This window comes from Burkholderia sp. HI2714 (assembly GCF_002223085.1).
Taxonomy (GTDB): domain Bacteria; phylum Pseudomonadota; class Gammaproteobacteria; order Burkholderiales; family Burkholderiaceae; genus Burkholderia; species Burkholderia lata_D.
On sequence record NZ_NKFM01000015.1, the window covers coordinates 362,593 to 387,900 of the forward strand.

Annotated in this window: 17 protein-coding genes; 9 read left to right on the plus strand and 8 right to left on the minus strand. The window is 67.8% G+C overall.

Going from position 1 to position 25,308, the window contains the following annotated elements; all coding sequences use genetic code 11:
- Positions 1-258 precede the first annotated feature (258 nt).
- Complete coding sequence (locus CFB82_RS06315) at positions 259-1,053, plus strand: ABC transporter substrate-binding protein (protein ID WP_043182082.1); 795 nt, start codon at positions 259-261, stop codon at positions 1,051-1,053.
- Between the two features lie 118 nt (positions 1,054-1,171).
- Here the strand turns inward: CFB82_RS06315 and CFB82_RS06320 are convergent, their stop codons facing one another.
- Both CFB82_RS06320 and cdpA read right to left on the minus strand, forming a co-directional pair.
- Positions 1,172-2,671 carry an HDOD domain-containing protein gene (locus tag CFB82_RS06320; protein WP_089483620.1) on the minus strand — a complete coding sequence of 500 codons (1,500 nt, stop codon included), beginning with the start codon at positions 2,669-2,671 and terminating at the stop codon, positions 1,172-1,174.
- A 27-nt stretch (positions 2,672-2,698) separates the two neighbouring features.
- Entirely contained in the window at positions 2,699-4,441 is a 1,743-nt protein-coding gene (gene cdpA, locus CFB82_RS06325) for a cyclic di-GMP phosphodiesterase CdpA (protein WP_218829061.1), read from the minus strand.
- A gap of 279 nt (positions 4,442-4,720) precedes the next feature.
- Between cdpA and CFB82_RS06330 the strand changes: the two genes are divergently transcribed.
- Complete coding sequence (locus CFB82_RS06330; RefSeq protein WP_089483622.1) at positions 4,721-5,272, plus strand: peroxiredoxin; 552 nt, start codon at positions 4,721-4,723, stop codon at positions 5,270-5,272.
- 89 nt (positions 5,273-5,361) lie between these two features.
- Here the strand turns inward: CFB82_RS06330 and CFB82_RS06335 are convergent, their stop codons facing one another.
- A complete protein-coding gene (locus CFB82_RS06335) occupies positions 5,362-5,991 on the minus strand; it encodes an SDR family oxidoreductase (RefSeq protein ID WP_089483623.1) in 630 nt (209 codons plus the stop codon).
- A gap of 312 nt (positions 5,992-6,303) precedes the next feature.
- On the opposite strand from CFB82_RS06335, the gene CFB82_RS06340 reads away from it, so the two are divergent.
- Positions 6,304-7,755 (plus strand): NYN domain-containing protein, encoded by a 1,452-nt coding sequence (locus CFB82_RS06340; RefSeq protein WP_089483624.1) that lies wholly within the window; start codon positions 6,304-6,306, stop codon positions 7,753-7,755.
- A gap of 124 nt (positions 7,756-7,879) precedes the next feature.
- Here the strand turns inward: CFB82_RS06340 and CFB82_RS06345 are convergent, their stop codons facing one another.
- Positions 7,880-8,263: a VOC family protein gene (locus CFB82_RS06345; protein WP_089483625.1), complete on the minus strand. Its 384-nt coding sequence runs from the start codon at positions 8,261-8,263 to the stop codon at positions 7,880-7,882.
- Between the two features lie 245 nt (positions 8,264-8,508).
- On the opposite strand from CFB82_RS06345, the gene CFB82_RS06350 reads away from it, so the two are divergent.
- The 5 genes from CFB82_RS06350 to CFB82_RS06370 all read left to right on the plus strand — a co-directional run bounded on the left by CFB82_RS06350 (position 8,509) and on the right by CFB82_RS06370 (position 13,984).
- Positions 8,509-8,949 carry a (2Fe-2S)-binding protein gene (locus CFB82_RS06350; protein WP_089483626.1) on the plus strand — a complete coding sequence of 147 codons (441 nt, stop codon included), beginning with the start codon at positions 8,509-8,511 and terminating at the stop codon, positions 8,947-8,949.
- Complete coding sequence (locus tag CFB82_RS06355; protein WP_089483627.1) at positions 8,933-11,137, plus strand: xanthine dehydrogenase family protein molybdopterin-binding subunit; 2,205 nt, start codon at positions 8,933-8,935, stop codon at positions 11,135-11,137. Before CFB82_RS06350 ends, CFB82_RS06355 begins: the two co-directional genes overlap by 17 nt.
- An 88-nt stretch (positions 11,138-11,225) precedes the next feature.
- Complete coding sequence (locus CFB82_RS06360) at positions 11,226-12,317, plus strand: porin (RefSeq protein WP_089483628.1); 1,092 nt, start codon at positions 11,226-11,228, stop codon at positions 12,315-12,317.
- Between the two features lie 31 nt (positions 12,318-12,348).
- On the plus strand, positions 12,349-13,311 hold the full coding sequence (locus CFB82_RS06365; RefSeq protein WP_089483629.1) for an AraC family transcriptional regulator: 963 nt from the start codon (positions 12,349-12,351) through the stop codon (positions 13,309-13,311).
- Positions 13,289-13,984, plus strand: a complete 696-nt coding sequence (locus CFB82_RS06370; RefSeq protein WP_089483630.1) for a helix-turn-helix domain-containing protein — start codon at positions 13,289-13,291, stop codon at positions 13,982-13,984. The genes CFB82_RS06365 and CFB82_RS06370 overlap by 23 nt, the downstream gene beginning before the upstream one ends.
- Before the next feature lie 118 nt (positions 13,985-14,102).
- On the opposite strand, the gene CFB82_RS06375 is transcribed toward CFB82_RS06370, so the two are convergent.
- The 4 genes from CFB82_RS06375 to CFB82_RS06390 form a co-directional block, all read right to left on the minus strand.
- The gene (locus tag CFB82_RS06375; protein WP_069247535.1) at positions 14,103-17,411 is read right to left on the minus strand and encodes an efflux RND transporter permease subunit; all 3,309 of its coding nucleotides are present in this window, start codon (positions 17,409-17,411) and stop codon (positions 14,103-14,105) included.
- A gap of 3 nt (positions 17,412-17,414) precedes the next feature.
- On the minus strand, positions 17,415-20,528 hold the full coding sequence (locus CFB82_RS06380) for an MdtB/MuxB family multidrug efflux RND transporter permease subunit (protein WP_089483631.1): 3,114 nt from the start codon (positions 20,526-20,528) through the stop codon (positions 17,415-17,417).
- Positions 20,529-20,543: 15 nt separating this feature from the next.
- A complete protein-coding gene (locus tag CFB82_RS06385) occupies positions 20,544-21,914 on the minus strand; it encodes an MdtA/MuxA family multidrug efflux RND transporter periplasmic adaptor subunit (RefSeq protein WP_089483632.1) in 1,371 nt (456 codons plus the stop codon).
- 254 nt (positions 21,915-22,168) lie between these two features.
- Positions 22,169-22,993 (minus strand): IclR family transcriptional regulator, encoded by an 825-nt coding sequence (locus CFB82_RS06390; protein ID WP_069247538.1) that lies wholly within the window; start codon positions 22,991-22,993, stop codon positions 22,169-22,171.
- Between the two features lie 731 nt (positions 22,994-23,724).
- Here CFB82_RS06390 and CFB82_RS06395 point away from each other — a divergent pair.
- Entirely contained in the window at positions 23,725-25,293 is a 1,569-nt protein-coding gene (locus tag CFB82_RS06395; RefSeq protein WP_069247539.1) for a multicopper oxidase domain-containing protein, read from the plus strand.
- Positions 25,294-25,308: the final 15 nt, after the last annotated feature.

Genomic DNA, 25,308 nt, shown 5'->3' on the forward strand with positions numbered 1-25,308 from the left:
CCCGCGGGTCGCGCTTGCGTATTTGCGACATCGTCTTGCAAGTTCGACGGGGAGCCAGGCTGACGTCGGCGCCCGCAGCGCAGCATCGCGTGCCGGCGGCTGCTTTGCCATATCGGGCCGCGCGGATTGGTACAATCGCGGCCTTGCGGCTGTTGCGCCGCATCACGGCGCGGCGGCGGCATTGCCGTGGTCATCCGACCCTGCAATGATGCATGCGCCCGTAGTTCCGGAACATTCGAGTATCGAGGAGAACACCTGATGAAGTTGGATTGGCGTAAAGTGGCCGCGCACGCGGTGGTGGCGGCATCGGCCGTGGCGGCAGGCAGCGCGATGGCGGCGGATCTGAAAGAGATCCGTTTCGGCGTCGAAGCCTCGTACGCGCCGTTCGAATACAAGACGCCCGACGGCAAGCTGACCGGCTTCGACATCGACATCGGCAACGCGGTGTGCGCGAAGCTGAAGACGAAGTGCGTGTGGGTCGAGAACGACTTCGACGGCCTGATCCCGGCGCTGCAGGCGCGCAAGTTCGACGCGATCAACTCGGACATGACGATCACCGATCAGCGCAAGCACGCGATCGCGTTCACCGACGCGATCTACACGATCCCGAACCAGCTGATCGCGAAGCAGGGCAGCGGCCTGCTGCCGACCCCGCAATCGCTGAAGGGCAAGCGCGTGGGCGTGCTGCAGGGCACGATCCAGGAAGCGTACGCGAAGAAGAAGTGGGCGCCGGCAGGCGTCGAAGTCGTGCCGTACCAGACGCAGGACCTGGCCTACGCCGACCTGAAGTCGGGCCGTCTCGACGCGACGTTCCAGGACGCGGAAGCCGGTTCGAAGGGCTTCCTGACGAAGCCGCAAGGCCAGGGCTTCGCGTTCGCGGGCGGTACCGTGAGCGACGCCGAGATCCTCGGCTCGGGCGTCGGCTTCGGCCTGCGCAAGAACGACGCGGCGCTGAAGACCGCGCTCGATCAGGCGCTGAAGGAACTGAAGGCCGACGGCACGATCGACAACCTCGCGAAGAAGTACTTCAGCGTGCCCGTGACGCTCAAGTAAGCGTTGCGTTCGATCGCACGATGCAAGCAAACCGGCCGCTGATGCGGCCGGTTTGCTTTTGGGAGCGGGAATGGGCGGGAAATGACGGGAAACGGCGCGGCAGCGACCGGCGGCCGCGTCAGGCCGGAAAGAACCGGCCCAGTTCGCGCGCCAGCTCGTTGAGCACGGCCATCTCCTGCTGCGTGATCTTGCGCGCGGGCTGCGCGCCGGCCCAGTCGCCGTACAGCAGCGCGACGGTCGTCGTGCCGACGCGCACCGGCAGCAGCACGAACGCGCGCGTGTCGTCGAATGCGTCGAGATACCACGCGGGCAGGCGCTTCATCATCTTCGGCTCCTGCGCCTGCTCGATGAAGATGCCGACCGAGTTCGAGATCGCGAGATGAAACACGTCCGGCTCGAAGCGCTCGTCGAAGCGCAGCCGGTCGAGCGTCGTATCGACGCCGGGGCCGAAGCCGAGGCGTGCGGCGAACATGCCGTCGTCATGGCGCACGAACATCACGGTGCGCGTGAACGCAAGGCCGGCCAGCAGGCTTTCCGACGCGAGCGCGAGCACCGGCGTCAGCACGTGCTCGGACGGCAGCGCACGCAGGTCCGCGAGACCGGCCTCGAGGCACGCCTCGGGCGCGGCCTGCGCACGCGCGATCGCATCGGCGTTCGCGCGCAGCTCGACGATCTCGCGCATCACCGTATCGCTCGCTTCCTCGCGCGCGAGCCGCTCGGCGATCTCGACGAGCACGTCGGATTCCATGTCGAGTTCCGCGCCGTAGTGCTGCGCGAGCGCCGCGATGCGCGCATCGCGCTGCGGGCTCGCGGGCATCACGAGCGCACCCGCGACGTCGGTCGAGCAGCGGCTGATCGTGCGCAGCCAGCGGACGCGGTCGGCCGGGCCGTCATCGGTTGCATGGCCCGTATCGTGATCGTCATCCTCGTTGCCGAACGCATCGGCATGGATCACGTGGTCGTGATCGGCCATCCCCGCGCGGATCACGTCGGGCAGGCGCCAGCGCGCGGCCGCCTCGAGCCCGATCTCGTCGAAGCCGACGCCGAGCACGTCGACGCAGGCGGCCGCTTCGTCGCCGTTCAGCTCGGCCGCGCGACGGCGGATCCGGTCCCATTCGCTGTCGAGATAGCAGACCACGAGCAGCTTGCCGACCTGGCGCATCAGCGTGCAGACGACGGCTTCCTCGCCCGAGCGCAGCTCGGCGCGCTCGGTGAGCTTGCGCGCGACGCAGCCGGACAGCAGCGCGCGGTTCAGCTCGAGCTTCGCGTCGATGCGCCGCGGCGTACTGTGGTGGAAATGGTCGACGAGCTTGAGCCCGACGACCAGATGGCCGACGGCGTCCATGCCGAGCACCATCAGTGCGCGGGTCACGGTCGTGATGTTGCCGCCGAACGCCATGTACATCGCGGAGTTCGCGAGCCGCAGCACTTTCTGCGTGAGCGCGAAGTCCGACAACACGACGCGCACGAGCGCGGTGAAGTCGAGGTCGTCGTTCTTCATCGCGGCCATCGTCGCGCGCAGCGATTCCGACAGCAGCGGGAAATCGCCCCGTTCGTTCATCCGGGCCCACAGCTTGTCGAGTAATGCGGTGCGGGGCAGGTGTTCGGTGATTGACATACGGATCTGTCCGGTTCGCCGCGCGCGTCAGGCGGCGGCGTGCAGGTGCAGCTGCTGCGCCTCGAAGCGCCGCGCGAGCTCCTCGGACGGCAGCGCCTGGCAGACGAGCCAGCCCTGGATATGGTTGCAGCCCATCTCCGTCAGCAATTCGCGCTGCGCCTCGGTCTCGACGCCTTCCGCGACGAGCTCGAGATCGAGCGTCTGCGCGAGGCCGACCACCGCCGACACGATCGCGCGGTCATTGCGCGAGGTCAGCAGGTTCTCGACGAAACTGCGGTCGATCTTCAGCTTCGCGAGCGGGAAGCGCTGCAGGTACGCGAGGCTCGAATAGCCGGTGCCGAAATCGTCGATCGCGAAGCGGATGCCGAGATCGGTCAGCTCCTCGAGCAGCCCCTTTGCCTGCGCGGGATCGTGCATCAGCAGGCTTTCGGTGATCTCGAGCACGATGCGGCGCGGGTCGATGCCCGTCAGCGCGATCGCCTCGCGCACGCTCTGCGTGAAGCGCGGGTCGCGGAACTGCTGCGGCGACACGTTGACCGCCACGTACTGTAGCGCGAGCCCCTGGCGGTCCCAGGCGACGAGCTGCATGCACGCGGCCTTGAGCACCCAGTTGCCGAGATAGTTGATCAGGCCGATCGATTCGGCGAGCGGAATGAAGGTCGCCGGCGGCACGAGGCCGTGCACCGGATGGCGCCAGCGGATCAGCGCCTCGACCCCGACCACCGCGCCCGACTGGCTGCGCGTGATCGGCTGGAAATGGAGCGAAAACTCGCCGTTGCGCACGCCGTCGTACAGGTCGGCCTCGAGCTTCAGCCGTTCGGCGTCGGCCGGATCGTCGACGGGGGCGTGGAACGCGAGCGCATTGCCGCCCGACGCCTTCGCCTGCGCGAGCGCATGGTCGGCGCGGCGCAGCAGCGGGCTGTGGTGCTGCGCGCGATGCGGCGCCGAGCGCTCGTCAGGGTAGAGCGCGATGCCGATGCTCGCGGACAGGTGCACGGTCTGCCCCTGGTACACGTAGGGCTCGCGCACCGCGGCCTGCAGCCGGCGTGCGAGTGCGTCCGCCGCATCGCTCGCCTGCGCGCGGTTCGGTGCGCCGAGCACGACCGCGAACTTGTCGCTTGCGACGCGCGCGAGCTGCTCGTTCGGCGTGACGAGCGCCTTCAGCCGCTGCGCGGTCTCGCGCAGCAGCGTGTCGCCCGCGTCGTAGCCGAGCGCGCGGTTGATCCGCTGGTAGTCGTCGAGGTCGAGCAGCAGCAGCGCCGCGCAGGTGTCGTCCCCGTCGGCGGCCTGCTGCGCGCGGATCAACGCGGGCACGAGCGCGGACAGGTTGTCGAGCCCCGTCATCGGGTCGTGGTGCATTTCGTAAGTCAGGCGCGCCTCGAGCGCGCGCCACGACGACACGTCGAACGCCGCGATCGCGAACCCGTCGACCCCGTGGTGGCGGCTCTTGAACGCGCGGATCTCGACGTCCAGCGGGTAGGTGAGCGACTTGACGATGCACATCGTCGCCTTCTCGACCTGGCCGGAACGCGCGGCGCGTGCAAGCAGGCCTTCGAGCGCCGCGGTATCCTGTTCGGCGATCAGGTCGCGCAGCGTCAGCGTGTGCAGGTAGTCGCGGTGGTAGCCGATGAAGCGCAGGCTCGCGTCGGACACGTACAGAAAGCGCAGCTCGCGATCGACATGGGCGAGGAAATCCACCGTGCCGACCGTCTGTTCCAGCCAGTTGCGCACGGAGTCGTCGCGTCGCGGCGCAACGGCGCGCGCGGGCATCAGCGCGCCGCCCGACCGAGCGAAGCGGCGCAGCGTATGCAAGGCGCTGCGCCAGGAGCCCTTGCGTGACGTCTGTTTCCTGTTGGCTTCCATGTTTCTCGCTGACGTGAAGGGCTGGAACCGGTTGTCCGGAAGGAATAACGGCAGACTGTGCGGAATCTTTAACGGACCGGCCGCGGATGGCGTTGCCGCTGGACCGGATCGGTCACGCGGGTGTTCGTCAGGCGAACGCCGGCGGGGCCTGCATCGAGGCTGACTTTATAAGAAATGAGGACGCAGATGAAGCGAAAACTGTTGCTGGGCGCCGCCGTGGCGGCGCTGGTGGCCGGCCATGCACTGATTGCGCAGGCGGAATTGAAGCCGGGTGCCGCGGCGCCCGATTTCACGACGCAGGCGTCGCTGGGCGGCAAGACTTACACATACTCGCTCGCGGACGCGCTGAAGCAGGGGCCGGTCGTGCTGTATTTCTACCCGGCCGCGTTCACGAAGGGCTGCACGATCGAGGCGCATGCGTTCGCGGACGCGGTCGACCGTTACAAGGCTTACGGCGCGACGGTGATCGGCGTATCGGCTGACAAGATCGACACGCTGACGAAGTTCTCGGTGAGCGAGTGCCGGAGCAAGTTCCCGGTCGCGGCCGATCCGGACGCGAAGATCATCCGCGAATACGACGCGAAGCTGCCGGCGATCGACAAGGCGAACCGCGTGTCCTACGTGATTTCGCCGGAAGGGAAGGTGCTCTACGAATACACGAGCCTGTCGCCTGACAAGCACGTCGAGAACACGCTCGCCGCCGTGAAGGCGTGGGCTGACGCGCATCCGAAGCAGTAAGCGGTTGCCCCGCACGGCAAAGCGGCCCGTCGTGCGGGCCGCCGGTGCGGAGCAACGCGCCCGCCCGAGCGGCGGCGTGCGAGAGGCCGCTAGGCCCGCAATGCCTGCTCGATCGGCACGCTGCCGCCGACGAAGCCGACGATCTTGCGCGAGATGCCCAGCTTGATCGCCTCGATCGCGGCCCAGGCCACATCCTGGCGCGACACGGGCGGAGCGGCTTCGAACCACGCGTCGGTCAGCGCGATCTTGCCGACGCCCGGATCGTCCGTGAGCGGGCCGGGGCGCAGGATCGCGTAGTCGACGCCCGACGCGATCACGCGATCGTCGCCTTCGCGCTTCATCTGCGAATAGTGGCGCAGCGCGTCCGGGCCGAGTTCGGGCTGGTACGCGGACAGCGAGCTGATCACTACGAGCTTCTGCGCGTTGTAAGCCAGCGCGTATTCGGCCGCGCGGGCGACCGCGTCGCGGTCGATCTGCTCCTCCTCGGTCGCGCCTTCCGATTCGGCCGAGCCGGCCGCGTAGATCACGTGCGAGATGCCCTGGAATGCGTGCGAGAAATCGTTCGTCAGGTCGGCCTCGACCACCCGTGCGCCTGGCAGCGCATAGCCGTGCCGGCGCACGAGCGCCGTGACCTCGAACTCCGGCTGCTTGAGCAGCAGATCCGCGCAGGCCTGGCCCGTTCGGCCGGTCGCGCCAATCAGCAGTACCTTCGTCGTCATGAAACCGCTCCTTGCTCGATGCGTCATCCTTCCAGATAGGGACGGACGACCGATAACTCAAGTGTAATGTCGATTTGCCGATGCGGCGGGTGTGTATTAAGGGGCGTACCGGCATCGGGCGTACCGGCACCGTGCGCCGGCCAGGGCTGCCCGGTGTGGGCGGGCGATCCCCGGCGGCGCAATCGACACCGACATTCCGGTCGCCATTCGTTCACACGGATGCGGGAATGACGCGCCGACCGGCTATCATGTGCGCGATGCATTTTTCGCCGTTACGTCATACAACGCATCGGCCCACTGGTTGGAGTACACATGGCATTACCCCTGGACAACGTCAGCATGGCCGTGTTCTGCGACTTCGAGAACGTCGCGCTCGGCGTGCGCGACGCGAAGTACGAGAAGTTCGACATCAAGCCCGTGCTGGAGCGCCTGCTGCTGAAGGGCAGCATCGTCGTGAAGAAGGCTTATTGCGACTGGGATCGCTACAAGGGCTTCAAGGCGTCGATGCACGAGGCGAGCTTCGAACTGATCGAGATTCCGCACGTGCGCCAGTCGGGCAAGAACTCGGCCGACATCCGGCTCGTCGTCGACGCGCTCGACCTCTGCTACACGAAGTCGCACGTCGATACGTTCGTGATCATCAGCGGCGACTCGGATTTTTCGCCGCTGGTGTCGAAGCTGCGCGAGAACGCGAAGAAGGTGATCGGCGTCGGCGTGAAGAAATCGACGTCGGACCTGCTGGTCGCGAACTGCGACGAATTCATCTTCTACGACGACCTGGTGCGCGAGCAGCAGCGCGCGCTCGCCAAGCGCGAACAGCAGCAGCGTGCGGGCAACGGCGGCGCGAAGCGGCCGGACGAGCCGTCGCGCAAGCACGACTTGGACGCGCGCAAGGCCGAGGCGATCGCGCTGGCGGTCGAGACGTTCGACGCGCTCGCGTCGGAGCGGGACGACGTCGGCAAGATCTGGGCGTCGGTGCTCAAGAGCGCGATCAAGCGCCGCAAGCCGGATTTCAACGAGTCGTACTACGGATTCCGCGCGTTCGGCAACCTGCTCGACGAGGCGCAGGCGCGCGGCCTGCTCGAAGTGGGGCGTGACGACAAGTCGGGCGCGTTCGTGTCGCGGGCACGCCAGTCGTCGGCCGCGGAGCAGGCCGGCGACGGCGGTGCCGCCCACCATGGCGCGCACCACGGGGCGCGCGCGGCGGAGCCGGCGCGGGCCGGTCGCGAGCCGCGACGCCGCGAGCAGCGGGCGGAAGCGCCCGTGCACGACACCGTGCAGGCCGACGCGGAAGAGGCGGCGATGGCTGAAGCCGCCGAAACCGCGGCGGTCGTGCCGGCTGAAACGGCTGAAGCGGTGGACGTGGCCGAGGGGCACGGCGACGCGAAGGATGGCCGCAAGCGTGCGCGCAAGAGCCCGGCGAAGAAGGCCGGCGCGAAGAAGGGCGCCGCCGCGAAGTCCGCAGGCCGTCAGGCGGCCGGGAAGCCGGATGCCGCCGGGCATGGCGCGCCGAAGCACGCTGGCGACACGCACGCGCACGGCAAGCATGCGGACGAGACGCATCGTGACGCGGAGCAGGGCGATGCGCGGCACGCCGCAGTGACGCACGCCGAGTCGGCGGACAGCGATGTCGGCGGTGAGGTGGCGGCTGCGCCGGCCGAGGCGGCTGGCGACGCGCCTGCCGAAGCCAAGCCGAAGAAACCGGCCCGCAAGGCGGCGCCGCGCGCGCGGCGTCCGCGCAAGACGGCGACAGCGGCCGAGTAATGGCGGAATAGCGGCCGAATAGCGGCCGCCGGCCTCGGGTGTCGTCCGCAACGCAACCGGCGACACCCAGGCGGGCCCCGCTCCACGCCATGGCGCCCGGCGCAATGCCGGCCCGCCAGCCGGACTAGTCGTTCAGCACATAAGGCTGCGTCATCACTTCGAGGAAGTGGCCGTCCGGATCGTCGAAGTACACGCCGCGTCCGCCGTTGTGGCGGTAGATGTCACCGGGTTGCCGCTTCGCCGGATCGGCCCAGTGCGGCAGCCCGCGCTCGCGAATGCGCGCGAGCACGCGATCGAAGCCTGCTTCGTCGAGCAGGAACGCGTAGTGCTGCGACGCGATCTCTCCCGACCGTTCATAAAAATCAAGCGATACGCCGTTGCCGAGCGGGACGACCAGCATCGCGCCGAACGGCGTCGGCGGCGGCAATTCCAGCAGCTCGGTGAGGAAGCGGCTCGACGCGCGCTTGTCGCGGCACCAGACGATCGTATGGTTGAGCTGGACGTTCATCGCGGGTTCCGGGGACGGCGGTGGGCATGGACATACGATAGCCGATTGCGGCCCGTCCGCAAGCCGGGGCCGCGGCGAGCCGGGTGGCACGCGCCATTCGTCGACTGAAACGATCTGGACGAACGGCTACTTTTTCGGGAGCAAAGGTCATTGGCGCCGCTTTTTGCGCCGCCAAGAATTCCTGTCAAGCCATCGCCGTTATCCGCCGGATGACGACCGGGCGATGCGCAACAGGGAGACAGACGATGCGCTTCATGCTGAACGGCCAGCCGTTCGATTTCGGCGGCGATCCCGATACGCCGCTCCTGTGGGTCATTCGCGACTCGGCCAGACTGACGGGCACCAAGTACGGCTGCGGCATCGGCGCGTGCGGCGCCTGCACCGTGCACCTCGACGGCGAAGCCGCGCGCGCGTGCGTGCTGCCGGCGGCGAGCGTCGCGGGCCGCGCGGTCACGACGATCGAAGGGCTGTCGCACGACCGTTCGCATCCGGTGCAGCGCGCGTGGATCGAGAAGGACGTGCCGCAATGCGGCTATTGCCAGTCGGGGATGGTGATGGCGACGGCCGCGCTGCTCGCGCGCCACCGCAAGCCGACCGACGCGCAGATCGACGCGGCAGTCACGAACCTGTGTCGCTGCGCGACCTATCAACGCATTCGTGAGGCAATCCATGTCGCGGCCGGCTGACGCGGTGCGGGTACAGCCCGTGCCGAACGGGGCGCGGCGCGTGTTCCTGAAGGGCGGCGTCGCGCTGGCGGGCAGCCTGCTGCTGCCACTGGCGTTCGGCGACGTCGTTCAGGCGGCCGGCGACGGCGCGCGTTTTCGCGAGATCAACGACTGGGTCCGCGTCGACGCGGACGGCAGGACGATCATCGGGCTGTCGCAGGCGGAAGTCGGTCAGGGTGTCTATACCGGGCTGCCGCAGGTGCTGGCCGACGAGATGGATGCGGACTGGCGCAGCGTGGCGGTCGAGTTCGTCACGGGGCGCGATGCGTACCGGATCGATGCCGCGAACGAGGCGCCACAGCAATTCGTCGGCGCATCGATGTCGGCGACGATGTTTTACACGCGCTTGCGGATCGCGGGTGCGCAGGCGCGCTCGGCGTTCCTGCGGGCCGGCGCTGCGCGGCTCGGCGTGCGCGACACGCAGTGCGTGACGCGCGACGGCCGCGTCGTCCATCCGCCGAGCGGTCGTTCGCTGTCGTACGGCGCGCTCGTCGACGATGCGGCCAGGCTGCCGCACGATCCGCAGCCGCACCTGAAGCCGACGTCCGCGCACACGCTGATCGGCCGTTCGCTGCACAAGCTCGACGTACCGTCGAAGGTCGACGGAAGTGCGATCTACGGTATCGACGTGCAGGTGCCCGGCATGCTGGTCGGCGCGCTGACGATGGCGCCGACGCTGAACGGCAAGCCGACCGCCGTGAAGAATCGCGACGCGTTGCGCGCGATGCCGGGCGTGGTCGATGTCGTGCTCGCGAAGGACGCCGTGATCGTCGTTGCGCAAACCTACTGGCAGGCGAAGAAAGCGTGTGACGCGGCCGACATAGCATGGGATGCGGGTGCCGCGACGGCGTTCGACAGCGCGACGATCCTCGCACAGCGCAAGGGCGCGTTGCAGTCCGATCACGCGGTCGTCGCGACCACGATCGGCGAGCCCGCACGCCGGCTCGCCGAAGCTCGCACGGTCATCGAGGCCGACTACCACACGCCGTACATCGTTCACGCGACGATGGAGCCCGTCAACGCGACCGTGCATGTGCGAGCGGACGAAATCGAGGTGTGGGGGCCGATCCAGGGGCAGGACAAGGTGCGCTGGACGCTGTCGTCGCTGTTCGGCGTGCTGGCCGACCGCGTGATCGTCAACACGACGTTTCTCGGTGGCAGTTTCGGCCGCAAGTACGTGCCCGATTTCGTCGTGCACGCGGCTGTCGCGTCGAAAGCGGTCGGACGACCGGTGAAGGTCATTCGCTCGCGGGAGGACGATATCCGTCACGGCTTCTATCGGCCGTGCGCGTCTGCGCGACTGCGCGCTGCGCTCGGCAGCGACGGGCTGCCGGTCGCATTGCACGCGCGCGTCGCCGGTCATTCGCTGTACGCGGCGATCAAGCGCGACCGATACGAGAAGGCGGGCGGCTGGGACGAGACGATGCTCGACGGCCTCTACGATCTTTGCTACGACGTGCCGAACCTGCTCGTCGATTCGGTCACGGTGATGCAGCCGATTCCGGTCAGCTTCATGCGCAGCGTCGGCAGTACGTCGACCGTGTTCTTCCTCGAGAGCTTCGTCAACGAGCTGGCACACGCGGCGCGTGCCGACCCGGTGCGATACCGGCGCGCATTGCTGAAACACGACGCGCTTGCATTGCGCGTGCTCGACGCAACCGCGGCGCGCGCGAACTGGTTCGGCCGCATGCCGCCCGGCCTGTCGCGAGGCGTCGCCTATTCACTGTACACGGGGCGCGGCGGCGCGTTCAGCACGCATGTCGCGACGATCGCCGAGCTGCGCGTGACGAACGGCAACGTGAAACTTGAACGGATCGTGTGCGGCATCGATTGCGGTCGCGCGATCAATCCGCTGCTGATTCGCGAGATGGTCGAAGGCGGCGTCGGCTTTGCGCTCACCAACACGTTCAGGAGCGAGATCACGTTCGAGCATGGTGCGGTCGTGCAGCGTAATTTTGCCGACTATCCGCTGCTCGGCCTCGCCGACATGCCAAGGATCGAAGTGGTGATCGTCGACAGCGACCGCGATCCGCAAGGCTGCGGCGAAGTCGCGTTGCCGCCCGTCGCACCGGCGGTGGCGGATGCGATCTGGCGCGCGACCGGTGAACGGCCGCGCGCGATGCCGTTCGATACGCCGCTCGCGACCTGAACGACCCGGTATTCCCCACCTGCCGGCGGCGCCGCGTGCGTCGCCGATCAATAGAAAGCATAACTACACAATTGGTCTGGAGACTTCGATGAAAACCATTCGTACGGCCGCGACGGCCGTCTCGTTCGCGGCTGCCGCCGCCGCATCGCCGGGCGCGCAGGCGCAGGGCAGCGTGACGCTGTACGGCATCGTCGACACCGGCGTGCAGTACTACAACCATGCGGCCGGCGGTGGTGCGGTCGCCGGCATGCCGTCGCTGACCGGCGAAGTGCCGTCGCGCTTCGGGTTGCGCGGCGTCGAGGATCTCGGCGGCGGTTACCGCACGTTCTTCGTGCTCGAAAACGGCTTCGCGCTGAACTCGGGCGCGCTGAACTACGGCGGCCGCCTGTTCGGCCGACAGGCGAACGTCGGCATCGATTCGCCGTATGGCACGCTCACGCTCGGGCGGCAGATGAACATGTCGATGCTCGTGCTGCTCAACGCCGACGTGATCGGCCCGTCGATTCATTCGATGGCGAGCTTCGACGGCTATCTGCCGAACGCGCGCAGCGACAGCGCAATCGGCTATCTCGGCCACTTCGGCGGTGTGACGCTCGGCGGCACGTACAGCACCGGGCGCGACGCTGCGGGCCCGGCCGGCCCGTCGGCCACGAACTGCGCGGGCAACGTGCCGGGCGACCCCGTGGCCTGCCGGCAATATACGATGATGGTTGCGTACGACGCGCCGCAGTTCGGCGTGGCGGCTTCGTACGACGTGATGCACGGCGGCACGGGCGCGTCGGCGCCGCTGTCGAGCCCCGGCTATACGGACACGCGCACGATCGTCGATGCGTACGTCAAGTTCGGCATCGCAAAACTCGGCGCGGGCTGGATCCGCCGCAACACGGCGGCCGCGGCCCACAGCCAGTCGGACCTCTTTTTCGCGGGCGGCACGGTCTACGCGACGCCGGCGCTATCATTCGACGCACAGGCCGTGCGCTATCTGCTGCGTGCCCGCTACGACTCGAACCTGTTCGTCGGGCGGGCCAATTACAGCCTGTCGAAGCGCACGCTGGTCTATACGTCCGTCGGTTACATGATGAACAGCGCGCTCGGCACGTCGGCGGTGGCGGCAGGCGGCACGGTCGGCACCGGCCACAACCAGGTCGGTGCGATGGCGGGCATCCAGCAGCGCTTCTGACGCGGCGGCGCGCTCCACGGAGATTTCGACGATGACGACCGATCTTCTCAGCGACGTGCTGACCGACCTGCGGGCCGATGCCGTGGTCACGGGACGCTTCACGCTGAGCGCGCCGTGGGCGATCCGCAAGCCGGCCGTCGCGGGCGCGCCGTTTCGCACCTGCGCGGGCAGCCCGTTCTTCCTGTCGGTCGCCGGCGCAGCGCCCGTGCACGTCGAGCCGGGCGACTTCGTGCTGCTGCCGCACGGCGACGAGCACGTGATGGGGTCGTCGCTCGACGTGCCGCCCGTGCCGTTCGATACGCTGATGGCCGACAAGGGCATCCGGCCGCGCTTCGATACGCCGCTCGAGTTTGTCGCGGGCGGCGGTGGCGCGACCAGCGAACTCTATACGGGAATCGTCGTGTATCGCGACATCGTGCGCAGTCCGCTGTTCTCGGTGTTGCCGACGCTGATCCACGTGCGCGCCAACGATGCGGCCGTGGCGCCGTGGCTCGCGAGCACGCTGCAGAGCTTCATCCAGGAATCGATGGCGTGCCAGCCGGGCTGGGCCGTCGCCGCGACGCGCCTGGCCGACGTGCTGTTCGTGCAGTTGCTGCGCGCGCATCTGCAATCGTCGGCGAATCACACGGGCTGGCTGCGTGGCCTCACCGATCCGCAGATCGGCCGCGCGATGGCGCTGATGCATCGCGATCCGCGGCGCAACTGGCAGCTCGCGAGCCTCGCGGCCGAGGCCGGCATGTCGCGTTCGCGCTTTTGCACGCGTTTCGCCGGACTCGTCGGCGAGACGCCGATCGGTCATCTGACCACCTACCGGATGTATCTGGCGAGCGGCGAGCTCGCGAACGGCAAGCTGCGGCTGATCGAGGTCGCCGAGCGGGTCGGCTACACGTCGGAGAAGGCGTTCGCGCGCGCGTTCCATCGCTGGTCGGGGATGGCGCCGCGCCGCTATGCGCGCAACGCACGGGACCTGTATGACCTTGCACGACATGGATGACCGCGCAGCGCGCCATCGGGTGCCGGCGCTCGCGCGCGGGCTCGCGATTCTCGAAGCGGTTGCGGCCGGGCCGTCGTCCGCGACCGCCGCGGACCTCGCGTCGCGGCTCGGCGTGCCGCGCAACTCGATCGCCCGGCTGCTGAGAACGCTGGTTCGGCACGCGTTTCTCGCTGTCGATCCGCACGGCCGCTATCGACCCGGGCCGGCTGCCGCGCGGGTCGCGGCCGCGTATCTCGGTGCGCGGCCGGAAGTCTCGCATGCGCAGCCGGTGCTGGACGCGTTGTGCGCGCGCAGCGGGCTTGCCGCGCAGTTGCTCGGACGGGATGGCGCGGAATTGGTCGTGCTCGCGCAGGCGGCGCCCGACGGGGCCGCCTGCTTCGTCACGCGCGTCGGCGCGCGGTTCGCGGGGCGGGCGGTGGCAGATGTGGATGGTGAAAACGATGCCGCCGAGCCCGACGGCCAGCCCGTCCGGCGGATTGGCCGGCAGGGCGCGTCCCGGCAGGCGGCCGGCATCGTCGCGATGCCGGTGGATGCGGACGGTGCGCTCGCGATCGGCGTCGCGCTCGATGTGCCGGGCGACGCGCGATGGCGGCAGATACCGGAAATGATCGACGACGCGGCGCGGCGCCTGTCGGACGCGCTGGCCGATCCGGCCGAGGCCGACCACCGCTGAGCGTCATCGGCCGTCGTCGCGGCCCACCGGCGCGGGCGCCGGCTGCGCGCGACCTTCGCGGCGGCGCGGGCCGACGAACGGAGCGGGGCGGTACGACATGCCCCGCCCGCGCCCGCCCTTACTCCCCGGCGACGGCCGGCCCGCCGGAATTCCCGCGGCGGTTGCGCCGCTTCTCGGCCCACACGCGGAAGCGGTCCATGTACAGGTAGACGACCGGCGTCGTATAGAGCGTCAGCACTTGCGACACGATCAGGCCGCCGGCGATCGCGATCCCGAGCGGCGCGCGCAGCTCGGCGCCGTCGCCGTTGCCGAACGCGAGCGGCAGCGCGCCGAGCAGCGCGGCCATCGTCGTCATCATGATCGGGCGAAAGCGCAGCAGGCACGCTTCGTGAATCGCGTCGAGCGACGACTTCCCGTAGTTGCGCGTCTGGTCGATCGCGAAGTCGACCATCATGATCGCGTTCTTCTTCACGATCCCGATCAGCAGGATCACGCCGATCAGCGCGATGATGCTGAACTCGGTCTTGAACAGCAGCAGCGCAAGCAGTGCGCCGACGCCGGCCGACGGCAGCGTCGACAGGATCGTGATCGGGTGGATGTAGCTCTCGTACAGGATCCCGAGCACGATATAGACGGCCAGCAGCGCCGCGAGGATCAGGATCGGCTGGTCGTTCAGCGACTGCTGGAACGCCTGCGCGGTGCCCTGGAAGCTGCCGACGATCGTCGGCGGGACGCCGACCTGCGCCATCGTCTGGTAGATCACCTGCGTCGCCTGCGACAGCGACACGCCGGGCGGCAGGTTGAACGAGATCGTCGTCGCGACGAACAGCCCCTGGTGGTTGACCGACAGCGGCGTCGTGCTCGGCCCGAACGTCGCGATCGCCGACAGCGGGATCATCGTCGACTTCGACGTCGATACCGACGCACCCGACGACGCGCTCGACTTGCCGCTCGCGGCGATCGAGTTGAGCGCCTGGTTGCGCGCGGAGTCGGACGCGATCGCGGCGGCGCTCTGCGTGGCCGTGCCGGCGCTCGACGTGCCGGCGGAGGTCGCGACGTAGGTGCCGGCCGCTGCGTTGGTGGTCTGCGAGCCGTTCGCGCTGCCGCCCGACGTGCTGACCCACACCTGGTTCAGCATCTCGGGGCTCTGCCAGTACTTCGGTGCGACTTCCATCACCACGTGGTATTGGTTCAGCGGGTTGTAGATCGTCGAGACCTGGCGCTGGCCGAACGCGTCGTACAGCGTATTGTCGATCTGCGCGGGCTTGATGCCGAACCGCGCGGCCGTCGCACGGTCGATCGTCACCATCGCCTCGAGGCCGCCTTGCTGCTGGTCGGAGTTCACGTCGGTCAGCTCGGGGCGCTTCTGCAGCGCCTCGGTCAGGATCGGCCCCCACTTGTACAGGTCGGCGCTCGAATCGCCGAGCAGCGTGAACTGGTACTGCGCGTTGCTCTGCCGGCCGCCGACGCGGATGTCCTGCGCCGCCTGCAGGAACGTGCGCGCGCCGGCCACGTCCGCCAGCTGCGGGCGCAGTTGCTGGATCACCTGGTCGGCTGACAGCTTGCGCTCGGTGCGATCCTTCAGCGTGATGAACATGAAGCCCGAGTTGGTCTGCGTGCCGCCGGTGAAGCCCGCGACGCTCTTCACGTTCGGGTTGCCCTGCACGATCCGCATCATCTCGGAGAACTTCAGCTTCATCGCCTGGAACGACGTCGACTGGTCGGCCTGGATGCCGCCGATCATCAGCCCGGTGTCCTGCTGCGGGAAGAAGCCCTTCGGCACGACGATGTACAGGTAGACGTTCAGCCCGATCGTCGCGAACAGGGTCAGCAGGATCAGGAGCGGCCGGCGCAGCGCCCACGACAGCGAGCGTTCGTAGCCGCGCTGCATGCGGCTGAAACAGCGTTCCAGGAAACGCCCGAAGCGGCCTTCGTGTTGCGGGTCGTGCGACTCGGGCAGCAGGCGCGCGCACATCATCGGCGTGACCGTGAGCGACACCGCGAGCGAGACGGCGATCGCGAGCGACAGCGTCAGGGCGAACTCGCGGAACAGCCGCCCGACGATGCCGCCCATCAGCAGGATCGGCAGGAACACCGCGACGAGCGAAATGCTCATCGACAGCACCGTGAAGCCGACCTCGCGCGCGCCGTCGAACGCGGCCTGCATGCGCGACTTGCCGTTCTCGATATGCCGCGAGATGTTCTCGAGCACGACGATCGCGTCGTCGACGACGAAGCCGGTTGCGACGATCAGCGCCATCAGCGACAGGTTGTCGATCGAGAAGCCGAGCAGGTACATCGCGCCGAACGTGCCGATGATCGAGATCGGCACCGCGACGCTCGGGATCAGCGTCGCGCGCCAGTTGCGCAGGAACAGGAACACGACCATCACGACGAGGCTGACCGCGATCAGCAGCGTGTGCTCGGTGTCCTTCAGCGACGCGCGAATCGTGGTCGAGCGGTCGAGCACGGGCGTGACGGTGATGTCGGCCGGCAGCGACGCGGTGAGCTGCGGCAGCGCCGCGCGCACGCGGTCGAGCGTCTCGATGATGTTCGCGCCGGGCGAGCGGTAGAGGATCACGAGCACCGCGCGCTTGCCGTTCGACAAACCGAGGTTGCGCAGGTCCTCGACCGAATCGACGACGTCGGACAGGTCGGACAGCCGCACGGCCGAGCCGTTGCGGTACGCGACGACGAGGTCGCGGTATTGCGACGCCTGGGACGCCTGGTCGTTCGTATAGAGCTGGAAGCGCTGCGGGCCGAATTCGATCGCGCCCTTCGGTGCATTGGCGTTCGCGGAAGCCAGCGCCGCGCGCACGTCCTCGAGGCCGATCCCGTAATGGAACAGCGACTGTGGTTCGAGCTCAACGCGCACGGCCGGGTTCGCGGAGCCGCTCACGGTGACCTGGCCGATCCCGTCGATCTGCGACAGCGACTGCTGCAGCACCGTCGACGCGGCGTCGTACACCTTCGCCGGCGACGCGGTTTCCGACGTCAGTGCGACGACCATGATCGGCGAATCGGCCGGGTTGACCTTGCGGTAGGTCGGGTTGCTCTTCAGCGCGGCGGGCAGGTCGGCGCGCGCCGCGTTGATCGCGGCCTGCACGTCGCGCGCGGCGCCGTCGATGTCGCGGTTCAGCCCGAACTGCAGGATGATCCGCGCATTGCCGACCGTGCTGGTCGACGTCATTTCGGAGACGTCCGCGATCGAGCCGAGGTGCCGCTCCAGCGGGCTCGTCACGCTGGTCGCGACCGTTTCCGGGCTCGCGCCGGGCAGCGACGCCTGCACCGAGATCGTCGGGAAATCGACCTGCGGCAGCGGCGACACCGGCAGCCTGATGAACGCGAACAGGCCCGCGAGCGCGACGCCGAGCGCGAGCAGCGTCGTCGCGACGGGGCGGGTGATGAAGGGGCGCGACAGGTTCATGGCTTACGCATCCGTGCGCGAGCCGGCTTGCGGGCCGTGGCGTTCGAACCAGCCGCGCACGCGGCGCGCGAGCGAGTCGAAGCCGAGGTAGATCACGGGCGTCGTGAACAGCGTGAGCACCTGCGACACGATCAGGCCGCCGGCGATCGCGATCCCGAGCGGCTGGCGCAGCTCGGAGCCCGCGCCGGAGCCGACGATCAGCGGCACCGCGCCGAGCAGCGCGGCGAGCGTCGTCATCAGGATCGGCCGGAAGCGCAGCAGGCACGCCTGGTAGATCGCTTCGCGCGGCGGCTTGCCTTCGACGCGTTCGGCTTCGAGCGCGAAGTCGATCATCATGATCGCGTTCTTCTTCACGATGCCGATCAGCAGCACGATGCCGATGATCCCGATGATGTCGAGGTCGTGCCCGGTGATCATCAGCGCGAGCAGCGCGCCGACGCCGGCCGACGGCAGCGTCGACAGGATCGTGATCGGGTGGATGTAGCTCTCGTACAGCACGCCGAGCACGATGTACATCGTGACGACCGCGGCGAGGATCAGGAACAGCTGGTTCGACAGCGATGCCTGGAACGCGAGCGCCGCGCCCTGGAAGCGCGTCTGGAACGACGCGGGCAGCCCGATGTCCTTCTCGGCGGCGTCGATCGCCTTGACCGCCTCGCCGAGCGACGCGCCCGCCGCGAGGTTGAACGAGATGGTGGTCGACGGGAACTGCGACAGGTGCGCGGCCAGCAGCGGCGACGGCCGCTCGTGGAACGACGCGATCGACGCCAGCGGCACCTGGCCGCCGCCCGCCGACGGCAGGTAGATGTCGTTCAGCGATTGCGCGTAGTGCTGCTCCTTCGGCTCGGATTCGAGAATCACGCGGTACTGGTTCGACTGCGTGAAGATCGTCGACACGATGCGCTGGCCGAACGCGTCGTACAGCGCGTTGTCGACGGTCGCCGGCGTGATGCCGAAGCGCGCGGCGCTCGGGCGGTCGATCTCGATGTAGACGGACTGGCCGTTGCTCTGCAGGTCGGTCGCGACGTCGGCGAGCGACGGCTCCTGCTGCAGCCGCGCGACGAGCTTCGGCACCCAGGTCGCGAACTCTTCCGAGTTCGGGCTCGTCAGCATGAACTGGTACTGCGTCGGGCTGACGGTCGAGTCGATCGTCAGGTCCTGCACCGACTGCATGAACAGCGAGATGCCGGTGATGTTCGCGACGCGGTGCTGCAGGTCGCGGATGATCTGCGCGGCCGTCTCGGAACGTTCGTCGCGCGCCTTCAGGTTGATCAGCATCCGGCCGCTGTTCAGCGTGATGTTGCTGCCGTCGACGCCGATGAACGACGTGAGGCTCTCGACGTTCGGATCCTTCAGGATCTCGGCCGCGAGCGCCTGCTGGCGCTCCGCCATCGCGCCGTACGAGATCGACTGCGGCGCCTGCGTGATCGCCTGGATCACGCCGGTATCCTGCGCGGGGAAGAAGCCCTTCGGCACGTAGACGTACAGCAGGCCTGTCAGCGCGAGCGTCAGCAGTGCGACGACGAGCGTCGAGCGCTGGCGGTTCAGCACCCATTCGAGCGCGACCGCGTAGCGCGCGATCACCCAGTCGATCGCCCGGTGCACGCGCGCCTCGAAGCGATGGCTCTCGGGCGGCGGCGAATGGCGCAGCAGCTTCGCGCACATCATCGGCACGAGCGTGAGCGACACGATCGCCGAGATCACGATCGTCACCGCGAGCGTGATCGCGAATTCATGGAACAGGCGCCCGACCACGTCGCCCATGAACAGCAGCGGGATCAGCACCGCGATCAGCGACACCGTCAGCGAGATGATCGTGAAGCCGATCTGCCTCGAGCCCTTCAGCGCGGCCTCGAGCCCCGTTTCGCCTTCCTCGACGTAGCGCGCGATGTTTTCGATCATCACGATCGCGTCGTCGACCACGAAGCCGGTCGCGATGGTGAGCGCCATCAACGACAGGTTGTTCAGCGAGAAGCCGGCCATGTACATCACCGCGAGCGTGCCGATCAGCGACAGCGGCACCGACAGGCTCGGGATGATCGTCGCGTAGACGTTCGCGAGGAACAGGTACATCACGAGCACGACGAGCGCGACCGCGAGCATCAGTTCGAACTGCACGTCGCGCACGGCGGCGCGGATCATCGTCGTGCGATCGGTGACGATCTCCACGTCGAGCGCGGCCGGCAGCGTTTCCTGCAGCTTCGGCAGTTGCGCCTTGATCGCGTCGACCGTCTGGATCACGTTCGCGCCCGGCTGGCGCTGCACGTTCAGGATGATCGCGGGGTCGGCATTCACCCACGCGCCGAGCTTGGTGTTCTCCGAGCCCGCGACGACCGTCGCGACGTCGGTGAGCATCACCGGGCGGCCGTTCTTGTACGCGACGACCGCGCTGTTGTACTGGTCGGCGCTCGTCAGCTGATCGTTCGCGTTGATCGTGTACGCGCGCGTCGGGCCGTCGAAGTTGCCCTTCGGCGTGTTCACGTTCAGGTTCGAGATCGTCGTGCGCAGGTCGTCGAGGTTCATCCCGTACTTCGCGAGCGCGGTCGGGTTCGCCTGGATGCGCACGGCCGGGCGGTTGCCGCCCGACAGGCTGACGAGACCGACGCCCGCGACCTGCGAGATCTTCATCGCGAGGCGCGTGTCGGCGAGATCCTGCACCTGCGTGAGCGGCAGCGTCTTCGACTTGACGGCGAGCGTCAGCACCGGCGCATCGGCCGGGTTGACCTTCGCGTAGATCGGCGGGGCAGGGAGGTCGGACGGCAGCAGGTTGCCGGCCGCGTTGATCGCGGCCTGCACTTCCTGCTCGGCGATGTCGAGCGGCAGGTCGAGCGAGAACTGCAGCGTGATCACGGACGAGCCGGCCGAGCTTTGCGACGACATCTGGTTCAGCGACGGCATCTGCCCGAACTGCCGTTCGAGCGGCGCGGTGACCGACGAGGTCATCACCTCCGGGCTCGCGCCCGGGTAGAAGGTCTGGACCTGGATCGTCGGATAGTCGACTTCCGGCAGCGCGGCGAGCGGCAGGAAGCGCAGCGCGACGAGACCGGCCAGCATGATCGCCGCCATCAGGAGGGCGGTGCCGACCGGCCGGAGAATGAAGAGGCGGGAGGGATTCATCGAGCGGCCCGCGCGTTACTGGGCCGCGGGGGCCGCTGCCTGCGACGCGCCGTGCTTGCGTTCGCCGCGATGGCCGCCGGCGCCCGATGCGCCCGACGCCGCACCGGCGCCGCGTGCGCCCGACGCGCCTTTCGGCTTGTCGGCCGGGATCGAGATCTTCGCGCCTTCGCGCAGGCGGTCGGACCCGTCGGTCACGACGCGCTCGCCGAGCGCGATGCCGCTGACGATGCTCGTGCGTTCGCCGTCGATCGGGCCGATCGTAACCTTGCGCACCGTGACCGTGTTGTCGGGTTTCACGACGTAGACGAACTGGCCGATCGAGCCGGTCAGCACGGCCGCGGTCGGCACGATCGTCGCGTTGCGCATCACGTCGACGAGCAGGCGCGTGTTCACGAACTGATTCGGGAACAGCATGCCTTCCTTGTTATCGAAGTTCGCGCGCAGCTTGACGGTGCCCGTGCTCGTGTCGATCTGGTTGTCGAGCGTCGCGAGCGAGCCCGTCTCGAGCGGCACCGTGTTGTTGCGGTTGTATGCGGTGACCGACAGTTTCTGGCCCGCGTTCACCTGCTTGACGATCTGCGGCAGGTTGTCTTCTGACGTCGTGAAGATCACGCTCATCGGCTGCAGCTGCGTGATCACGACGAGGCCGTTGGTATCGCCCGGCGTCACGTAGTTGCCGGGGTCGACCTGGCGCAGGCCGACGCGGCCCGTCACCGGCGCGGTGATGCGCGCATACGTGAGGTTCAGCTTCGCGGAATCGATCGCGGCCTGGTCGGTCTTCACCGCGCCTTCGTATTGCTTGACGAGGGAGGCCTGCGTATCGACGGTCTGCGACGCGATCGAGTCCTGCGACAGCAGCGTCTGGTAGCGCTTCAGGTCGAGGCGGGCCGTCGCGAGCAGCGCCGAGTCGCGCGCGTGCGTGCCTTCGGCGTTCTCGAGCGCGACCTGGTACGGGCGCGGGTCGATCTGCGCGAGCAGGTCGCCCTTCTTGACGATCTGGCCTTCCTGGAACGCCACCGATTGCAGGTAGCCGGACAGCTGCGTCTTGACCGTCACGTTCGCGAGCGGCGTGACGGTGCCGAGCGCGGACAGCACGATCGGCATTTCGCCCTGCGTCGCGGTCGCGACCTGCACGGGCTGCGGAATGTTCGCCATCGCGGCGGGGCCGCCACGGCCGCGGTGGCCGCCGGCAGCACCGGCCGCGCTTGCGCCCGCGCCGCTCGCACCCGTGCCGGCCGCCGGCGTGCGGTTCCACGGGTGCCACCACAGCAGGCCGCCGATGACGACGACCGCGAGCGCGCCGGCCATCAGCGTGCGGCGCGGGCGCCGCGCGGCGGGGGACGCGGGTTCTTTCGAAGGAGGCGTGGGCTTTTGTTCGTTATCCATCGTGATCTGTCAGGAAGACGGCGCGGCGGGCCGGAAATCGGACTGCTGAGCTGCGCGTGGGCGAGCGGTGCCGGGGAGGGGGCGCCCGGCTCGGTCCGGGCCCCCGCCGGTCTGCGCGGGAAAAGAGCGGTGCGCACCGCGAGTGCGGCGCGACGATGGGCATGATCCTACGTCCCGTCCCCGTTACAGTCCAGCGGTCTATCTTTCAACGGGTTACGGTCGTTACAGAACGCGACAGGACGATGACGAAACGATTACACGGCGATGCGACGGGCCGGTGCGCCGCCGATTTCGCGGGTGATTTTCGCGATGCATTCGTGCAGCGCGGGCACCACGTGTTCGTCCAGCCATTCGGGCGGGCACTGGTGCGACGCGCCACCGCAATTCACCGAATAGCGCTGGCCCGACGGACCGACGAAACCGGCCGCGACGGCATTCAGGCCCTCGCGCCATTCGCCGATCGCGATCGCGTGGCCGTCGCGCATCGCATCGTCGAGCGCGGGGTTCAGGCGTGCGGAAACATGCGGCCAGTCGTCGCCCGCCGTGGTGCGCAGCGACTCGAGCAACTGGCGGCGTTCGTCGTCCTCGAGTGCGGCGAGATACGCGCGGCCGACCGCGGTGCGCGCGATGTCCATCCGCGAGCCGATCTCGAGGCGCGTGACGAGCACGGCCGAGCGTGGACGGACCACGTCGATCGCGACCATGTCGAGCCGGTCGCGCACCGCGAGGTGCACGGACAGCGACGTGCGTTCGGCCAGCTCGATCATGAACGGCCGCGAACGCGCGCGGATGTCGAAGTTGCGCAGGAAGCCGTGGCTCAGTTCGAGCACCGACGCGGTGAGCACGAAGCGCTCGCTGTCGGGCAACTGAAACAGGAAACCGGCGCTGACGAGCGTCGCGGTGATGCGCGAGACGGTCGGCTTCGGGATGCCGGTCAGTTCGGTCAGCTCGCGGTTGCTGACGGGCGCGTCGGCCGCCGCGATGCGACGCAGCACGGCGAGGCCGCGGGCAAGGGCGGTGATCTCGTCGGGCGACGATTCACGGTCCCGCGACGCGGGAGGGGTTACAGTTGTCGACACGAGGGATTCTCTCTAATTCCGAAACTCGATTTCAATTTTGTTGGAATTGTAGGACTATTGTCAAAGGATGCATGTTCCACGGGTGAACCGGTCATTGGATGAGATTTTACGGGTTCACCCTTGGTTTATTAGGAAAACGCTCAAATGAGCGTTGCCAGAAAGTGCATGAACCGGTGCAAATACCGCTTGACTTGTCGGGCGGAAACGGAAAGAATGTCTCACGTTTTCGAAACATCGTTTCAAGAGTTTAACCGGCAACGATGTTTCGCGCAGTCTCTCAGGTTCTAGCACGGCCCTCGGAATGGCTAGAACTTTTTTAGCGCCACGGTCTCCGTGGCGCTTTTTTTTGCCCGTTGCCTCCCTTCGCTGGCCGGCGAGCCCGCCAGCCCGGCCGAAACCCAGCCGTTGCGCCACAGCGAAGTCTACCGCGTCACCCGTCATCCCGCCCCTTGCGCGCCCCGCTGCGTCGTTCGGCGCTCGCCGTCGTTTCCGTCGGTTCGATCCGCTTCGCGCGGCATCGCCATTCGGCCGCGCGCGTCCCGGTCATACCGAAAACGATGCGTGCCATTCGCCGAGGACCCCCTATGCAAAAGTAGGGGGGTGACCCATCCCGGCCTTGCGCGCGCGTCCGCAGAATGCCGGTACGGGCCGTGAAAGCTTCGCGGTCCGCGTCTGCAGCAGAGCATGACGGCCAGCGCGTGTCGCTGGCGGACCCCTTGAATGGAGGTCATATGTTCAGTATCCGCGCGTGTTGCAACAGTGTGGCGGCACTGTTGCTCCTGATGTGCGCCGTTCCCTCGTTTGCCCAAACGTTTCGCGTTCAATGCCCGTTCACCACGCCGTCCCATCCGACGGCGGTGCCGGCCGGCGGTGCGGAACCTGCCTACACCGGACCGTCCTTCACCGGGCCGACCTCCACGCCGACCGGTATCGTCAACGGCGCCATCAAGTGTCAGCAGATCTCGGGCGGCGACGGGTACGCCACCATGGCCGACGGCACGCAGACGTATCTGTTTGCCTTCGGCCCGTTGTCCGGCATTGCCGATATCCAGGCCGGCCGTGCCGGTACGGAATTCGCGGCGGTGTTCAACACGGTCGGCGATCCGAGAACCGACGCGACCTACAACGGAGCGGTCGGTCTCGTGCCCGACCCGGAATCGTCGCCGCCGGGCCAGTTGACCGGCCATGTGGATCCGCGGCCGATCATGAATATCGGCGTGATGAACGGCAACATGCCGGCGCCCGAGATGGCGATCGACGAGGACGACGAGTTCTTCCTGACGCTCACGAACGTCGGCATGATCATGCGCCCCGACCTGTTCGAGCAGCACACGGTGCACTTCCACGGTTATCCGAATGCGTCGTCGTTCTATGACGGTGTGCCGGATGCGTCGGTGGCGATCAACATCGGCGCCAGCTTCACCTATTACTATCTCGCGCCCGATGCAGGCACCTACTTCTGGCACTGCCACATCACGCCGCCGGAGCACCTCCAGATGGGGATGGTCGGCCAGGTCTTCGTGCGACCGCGCCAGAACCGGGTGCCGTCCGGCAAGTCGCTGTACGCCGCGCTGGTGGCGCAACAAGGCGATCTTCGCACCCGGTGCGGCAACGACATTCTGTGCTCGACGCCCCTGCCGCCTTCGAATGGCGTGCTGCACGTCAACGACAAGAGCGGCAAGCCGACGCTCTACGCATACAACGACGGCGACGGTTCGACCGCGTACGACGTCGAATATCCGGTGCAGATACACGGCTTCGATCCGAACTTCCATTTCGTGGGGATGACGTTCAATCCGGAACCGTTCACCGACATGAAGGACAAGTACTTCATGCTGAACGGGCGCAGCTATCCGGACACGGTGACCCAGGGGCCGATGCAGACCCCGGTGGCCGACGGCACGGCCCATGTTTCCCAGCCGCTGCCGACCATCATCAATATCCCGGCCGGCGGCCGCGCGCTGCTCAGGATTTCCGATCTCGACGTCACTGAATTCCAGACGCTCGCGTCGCTAGGCGTGAGGATGCATGTGATCGGCGTCAACGCCCGGCTGCTGCGCGACATGGCGGGCAACGACATGACTTACTACACGAACTCGATCACGCTCGGCGGCGGCGAATCCATCGACGTGATTCTCGATGCGAGCGACACGACGATGTACGCGCCGGGGTCGGTCTACTACCTCTACACGCCGAATCTCGATCACCTGTCGAACGACGCCGAGAACTTCGGGGGGCTGATGACGGAGGTCCGCATCTGCCCCGCCGCGCTCGACCCGGCTACGAAGTCCTGCATCTAGGAGAAATATCGTGGG

What these genes read in the sequence shown, in the direction of transcription:
- CFB82_RS06315 (WP_043182082.1), top strand. Translation starts at nt 259, where the DNA reads ATGAAGTTGGATTGGCGTAAAGTGGCCGCGCACGCGGTGGTGGCGGCA.
- CFB82_RS06320 (WP_089483620.1), bottom strand. Translation starts at nt 2,671, where the DNA reads ATGTCAATCACCGAACACCTGCCCCGCACCGCATTACTCGACAAGCTG.
- cdpA (WP_218829061.1), bottom strand. Translation starts at nt 4,441, where the DNA reads ATGCCCGCGCGCGCCGTTGCGCCGCGACGCGACGACTCCGTGCGCAAC.
- CFB82_RS06330 (WP_089483622.1), top strand. Translation starts at nt 4,721, where the DNA reads ATGAAGCGAAAACTGTTGCTGGGCGCCGCCGTGGCGGCGCTGGTGGCC.
- CFB82_RS06335 (WP_089483623.1), bottom strand. Translation starts at nt 5,991, where the DNA reads ATGACGACGAAGGTACTGCTGATTGGCGCGACCGGCCGAACGGGCCAG.
- CFB82_RS06340 (WP_089483624.1), top strand. Translation starts at nt 6,304, where the DNA reads ATGGCATTACCCCTGGACAACGTCAGCATGGCCGTGTTCTGCGACTTC.
- CFB82_RS06345 (WP_089483625.1), bottom strand. Translation starts at nt 8,263, where the DNA reads ATGAACGTCCAGCTCAACCATACGATCGTCTGGTGCCGCGACAAGCGC.
- CFB82_RS06350 (WP_089483626.1), top strand. Translation starts at nt 8,509, where the DNA reads ATGCGCTTCATGCTGAACGGCCAGCCGTTCGATTTCGGCGGCGATCCC.
- CFB82_RS06355 (WP_089483627.1), top strand. Translation starts at nt 8,933, where the DNA reads ATGTCGCGGCCGGCTGACGCGGTGCGGGTACAGCCCGTGCCGAACGGG.
- CFB82_RS06360 (WP_089483628.1), top strand. Translation starts at nt 11,226, where the DNA reads ATGAAAACCATTCGTACGGCCGCGACGGCCGTCTCGTTCGCGGCTGCC.
- CFB82_RS06365 (WP_089483629.1), top strand. Translation starts at nt 12,349, where the DNA reads ATGACGACCGATCTTCTCAGCGACGTGCTGACCGACCTGCGGGCCGAT.
- CFB82_RS06370 (WP_089483630.1), top strand. Translation starts at nt 13,289, where the DNA reads ATGACCTTGCACGACATGGATGACCGCGCAGCGCGCCATCGGGTGCCG.
- CFB82_RS06375 (WP_069247535.1), bottom strand. Translation starts at nt 17,411, where the DNA reads ATGAACCTGTCGCGCCCCTTCATCACCCGCCCCGTCGCGACGACGCTG.
- CFB82_RS06380 (WP_089483631.1), bottom strand. Translation starts at nt 20,528, where the DNA reads ATGAATCCCTCCCGCCTCTTCATTCTCCGGCCGGTCGGCACCGCCCTC.
- CFB82_RS06385 (WP_089483632.1), bottom strand. Translation starts at nt 21,914, where the DNA reads ATGGATAACGAACAAAAGCCCACGCCTCCTTCGAAAGAACCCGCGTCC.
- CFB82_RS06395 (WP_069247539.1), top strand. Translation starts at nt 23,725, where the DNA reads ATGTTCAGTATCCGCGCGTGTTGCAACAGTGTGGCGGCACTGTTGCTC.